Source organism: Pseudoalteromonas sp. bablab_jr011, assembly GCF_016464045.1.
Classification (GTDB): domain Bacteria; phylum Pseudomonadota; class Gammaproteobacteria; order Enterobacterales; family Alteromonadaceae; genus Pseudoalteromonas; species Pseudoalteromonas lipolytica.
The window spans coordinates 1-393 of sequence record NZ_JACDWU010000121.1 but is presented as its reverse complement, the minus strand read 5'-3'; the positions used below and the strand labels follow the sequence as shown (position 1 = coordinate 393).

The 393-nt window shown below is 52.4% G+C and carries 1 pseudogene; it reads left to right on the top strand.

Annotated features, from left to right (window positions below):
- Nucleotides 1-393, top strand: a pseudogene (locus JIG41_RS04895) (signal recognition particle-docking protein FtsY); the annotation flags it as partial.

Genomic DNA, 393 nt, shown 5'->3' with positions numbered 1-393 from the left:
GCAGAACAGCAAGCAGCAGAGCAACGTCGTCAAGAACAACAAGCGCGTCTTGCAGAGCAAGAAGCGGCCATGAAGTTAGAGCAAGAGCGTATTGCAGCGGAACAGGCGCAGCGTGAAGCAGATCAAATTGCAGCAGAGAAGGCACAATCTGAACGTGTAGAACAAGAACGTATTGCAGCAGAAAAAGCAGAAGCGATGCGCATAGAGCAGGAACGCGCTGCGGCAGAAAAGGCTGAAGCTGAACGTATCGCTGCAGAACAGCAAGCAGCAGAGCAACGTCGTCAAGAACAACAAGCGCGTCTTGCAGAGCAAGAAGCGGCCATGAAGTTAGAGCAAGAGCGTATTGCAGCGGAACAGGCGCAGCGTGAAGCAGATCAAATTGCAGCAGAGAAG